General features: G+C 34.1%; 4 protein-coding genes. All 4 read left to right on the forward strand.

Features of this window, described 5'->3' with window-relative positions:
• Nucleotides 1–1,622: 2-isopropylmalate synthase (gene leuA, locus MR593_RS06250; protein WP_290690935.1), on the forward strand; the 1,622-nt coding region annotated here is incomplete at its 5' end.
• Nucleotides 1,623–1,718: 96 nt separating this feature from the next.
• Nucleotides 1,719–3,008: a 3-isopropylmalate dehydratase large subunit gene (gene leuC, locus MR593_RS06255; RefSeq protein WP_290690936.1), complete on the forward strand. Its 1,290-nt coding sequence runs from the start codon at nt 1,719–1,721 to the stop codon at nt 3,006–3,008.
• A complete protein-coding gene (gene leuD / locus MR593_RS06260) occupies nt 3,008–3,493 on the forward strand; it encodes a 3-isopropylmalate dehydratase small subunit (RefSeq protein ID WP_290690938.1) in 486 nt (161 codons plus the stop codon). Before leuC ends, leuD begins: the two co-directional genes overlap by 1 nt.
• Nucleotides 3,494–3,520: 27 nt before the next feature.
• Nucleotides 3,521–4,150 (forward strand): isocitrate/isopropylmalate family dehydrogenase (locus tag MR593_RS06265; RefSeq protein WP_290690941.1); only part of this gene is annotated, 630 nt, incomplete at its 3' end.

Consider the following 4,150-nt stretch of genomic DNA (forward strand, 5'->3'; position numbering starts at 1 on the left):
TAAGAGACGGAAATCAATCACTACCTACACCAATGAACGTAGACCAAAAAATGAGAATGTTCAACATGTTACTAGATGTTGGATTCAAAGAAATCGAAATAGGATTTCCATCTGCATCACAGACTGAATACGATTTTTTAAGAAAATTAATAGATGAAAATTTAATACCAGATGGAGTAAAGGTACAAGTTTTAACTCAATCAAGAGAACACTTAATAACAAAAACTTTTGAAGCATTAAAAGGATGTAAAAACGCAATAGTGCATTTATATAATTCAACATCAGTATTACAAAGAGATGTAGTTTTCCATATGGATAAACAAGAAATAATCGATATAGCTGTTAAAGGGGCAAAATTAATAAAAGAAGAAGCAGCTAAATATCCAGAAACAAATTTCCAATTTGAATATTCTCCAGAAAGTTTCACTGGAACTGAAATGGATTACGCACTAGAAATATGTGAAGCAGTAATGGATGTATGGGAACCAACTCCAGAAAATAAAATGATAATAAACTTACCATCAACAGTTGAAATGACTACACCAAATAGATATGCAGATCAAATCGAATGGTTTAGCAAAACTGTTAAAAATAGAGATTGTGTGACAATAAGCTTACACCCACACAATGATAGAGGAACATCAACAGCTGCAGCTGAATTAGGATTACTTGCAGGTGCAGATAGAATAGAAGGAACTTTATTTGGAAATGGAGAAAGAACAGGAAACTTAGATGTATTAGTAGTTGGTATGAATATGTACTCTCAAGGTGTAGATCCTGAGCTTGATTTCTCAAATATAAACGATATAGCAGAAATATATAAAGATTGTACAAAATTAGGAATTGATGAAAGACATCCATATGTAGGAGATTTAGTATTCACAGCTTTCTCTGGATCACATCAAGATGCTATAAGAAAAGGTATGAAGGCAAGAGAAGAAAGACATGAATACATCTGGCAAGTTCCTTATTTACCACTAGATCCTCACGATTTAGGAAGAGAATACAAAGAAATCATAAGAATAAATTCACAATCAGGTAAAGGCGGAGCAGCATATATCATGGAAAGTGAATTTGGATATAATATGCCAAAAGCTATGCAAAAATACTTTGGTAAAGTCGTCAAGAAACGTTCAGATTCAATGGGAAAAGAGCTTTCTCCAGAAGAAATATTTGGATTATTTGAAAAATGGTATATCAATATAGAAACACCATACAAATTAACTAGATATAAAATAAGCTCTGCAGATTCTGGTTCATTTGATGTTGAAAATGGTGATGTTGCTACAAATATGCTAGAATTAGAGGCTATTATAAACTTTAATAACCACAATTATACAATAAAAGGAACTGGTAATGGACCAGTAGATGCATTCAGTAATGCGTTAATGGAACAAGATGAAGAAGAATTAAAACCACTTAAAAATTACAAGTTCGTACATTATCATGAACATGCTCTTGGTGAAGGTTCACATGTTAAAGGTGTTGCTTACATACAAATCGATACTGGTGCTAATGAACCATACTTCGGAGTTGGAATATCTGAAAACATAAATACAGCTGCAATAACTGCACTTATGAACGCTATAAACAAGAGCTACATAAAAATGAATGTAGATTAATAGAAATTGGTATTTAGATATATAGGCTTTAGCTTTTTAGCTATAGCCTATGAAATTTAAAATAGATAGTAATATAGAAATGAGGAGGACACTAAGATGGGAATGACTATGACACAAAAAATCCTAGCAAAACACGCCGGGATGGACGAAGTAAAAAAAGGACAATTAATAGAAGCTAGCCTAGATTTAGTATTAGGTAATGATATAACTACTCCAGTTGCAATAACTGAGTTTAATAAATTAGGAATAGATGAAGTATTCGACAAAACAAAAGTTACAATAGTTTGCGACCACTTCACACCAAACAAGGACATAAAAAGTGCAGAACAATGTAAGGTAGCGAGAACTTTCGCTAGAGGAAAAGAAGTAGTAAACTACTTTGATGTAGGTCAAATGGGTATAGAACACTGCTTACTACCAGAAAAAGGATTAGTAACAGCAGGTGATGTAGTAATAGGAGCTGACTCACATACTTGTACATATGGAGCACTTGGTGCTTTCTCAACAGGTATAGGCTCAACTGATATGGCTGCTGGTATGGCAACAGGAAAAGCTTGGTTTAAGGTTCCTGGAGCAATCAAATTTGTTCTTAAAAACAAACCAGCTAAATGGATAAGTGGTAAAGATATAATCCTTCACATAATCGGTGAAATAGGAGTTGACGGAGCTAGATATATGTCAATGGAATTCACAGGAGACGGTGTTGGTTACTTATCAATGGACGATAGATTCACAATTTGTAATATGGCTATAGAAGCAGGGGCTAAAAATGGTATATTCCCTGTTGACGAAAAAACTAAAGAATACATGGCAGCTCATCCATGTGCAACTATAGAAAAAAATCCAACTGTATACGAAGCAGACGAAGATGCTGAATACGACAGAGTGATTGAAATAGATTTAAGTAAATTAAAACCAACAGTAGCATTCCCACATCTACCAGAAAATACAAAAACTACTGATGAAATAACTGAAGATATAAAAATAGATCAAGTAGTAATCGGTTCTTGTACAAATGGTAGAATAGAAGATATGAGAATAGCTGCAGAAATATTAAAAGGTAAAAAAGTTGCTGATGATGTAAGATGTATAGTTTTCCCAGGAACACAAGCAATCTATCTTGAAGCAATAGAAAAAGGATATATAACTGATATGGTACTTGCAGGAGCTGCAATTTCAACACCAACATGTGGACCATGCTTAGGTGGGCATATGGGTATACTAGCAGCAGGAGAAAGAGCAGTATCAACTACAAATAGAAACTTTGTAGGTAGAATGGGACATACAGAATCAGAAATTTACTTAGCAAGTCCAGCAGTTGCAGCAGCATCTGCAATAACAGGAAAAATATCATCACCAAGTGAAGTTTGTGGAGGGGAAGAATAATGTTAGCAAGTGGAAAAGTTTTTAAATATGGAGATAATATAGATACAGACGTAATTATACCAGCGAGATACTTAAATACACCTGATATGAAGGAATTAGCATCTCACTGCATGGAGGATATAGATACAGAATTCGCTAAAAAGGTACAAGAAGGAGATATCATAGTAGCAAATAAAAACTTTGGATGTGGTTCTTCAAGAGAACACGCTCCAATAGCTATAAAAGAAAGTGGCATTTCATGTGTAATCGCATCTACTTTTGCTAGAATTTTCTACAGAAATGCGATAAATATAGGGCTTCCAATTCTTGAATGTGATGAAGCAGCAAAGGGAATTGAAGAAGGCGACAAGGTTGAAATAGATTTTAACACAGGTATAATCAAAAATGTGACAAAGGGTGAAACTTACCAAGCAGAACCATTCCCAGAATTTATGCAAAACATAATTCAAAATGGTGGTTTAATTAAATCTATAGAGAAAAAATAAATAAGTCAACCAGGGGGATTATTATAAATGGATTTTAAAATAGCAGTTATAAAAGGGGACGGTGTAGGTCCTGAAATTATAGACGAAGGAATAAAAGTTTTAAATAAAATAGGTGAAAAATACAACCATAAATTTGAATGTACAAATGTTTTAGGTGGTGGAGCAGCTATAGATGCTACAGGAGTTCCACTTCCTGAAGAATCTTTAGATACATGTAAAAAAAGTGATGCAGTTCTTCTAGGCGCAGTTGGTGGACCAAAATGGGACAACATACCAAGTGAAAGAAGACCAGAAAAAGGCTTACTAGCACTTAGATCAGGACTTGGATTATTTGTAAATTTAAGACCTGCAACTATGCACGAAAGCATCAAGGAAGCATCCCCACTTAGAGCTGACATAGTCGAAAAAGGTGTAGACTTTGTAGTTGTAAGAGAGCTTACAGGTGGAATTTACTTCGGCGAAAGAAAAACAGGCGTAGAAGACGGCGTTGAATTTGCATACGATGTAGAAAAATACGACGAAAATGAAATCAGAAGAATAGGTAAAAAAGCTTTTGAAACAGCGATGATAAGAAATAAAAAATTAACTTGTGTAGATAAAGCCAACGTTCTTGACAGCTCTAAATTATGGAGAAAGGTTTTAAACGAATTAGCAAAG

This window comes from Intestinibacter sp. (assembly GCF_022780145.1).
Lineage (GTDB): Bacteria > Bacillota > Clostridia > Peptostreptococcales > Peptostreptococcaceae > Intestinibacter.

Excerpts from the sequence above, each read along its gene's own strand:
- leuC (WP_290690936.1), top strand. The coding sequence starts at position 1,719 with ATGGGAATGACTATGACACAAAAAATCCTAGCAAAACACGCCGGGATG.
- leuD (WP_290690938.1), top strand. The coding sequence starts at position 3,008 with ATGTTAGCAAGTGGAAAAGTTTTTAAATATGGAGATAATATAGATACA.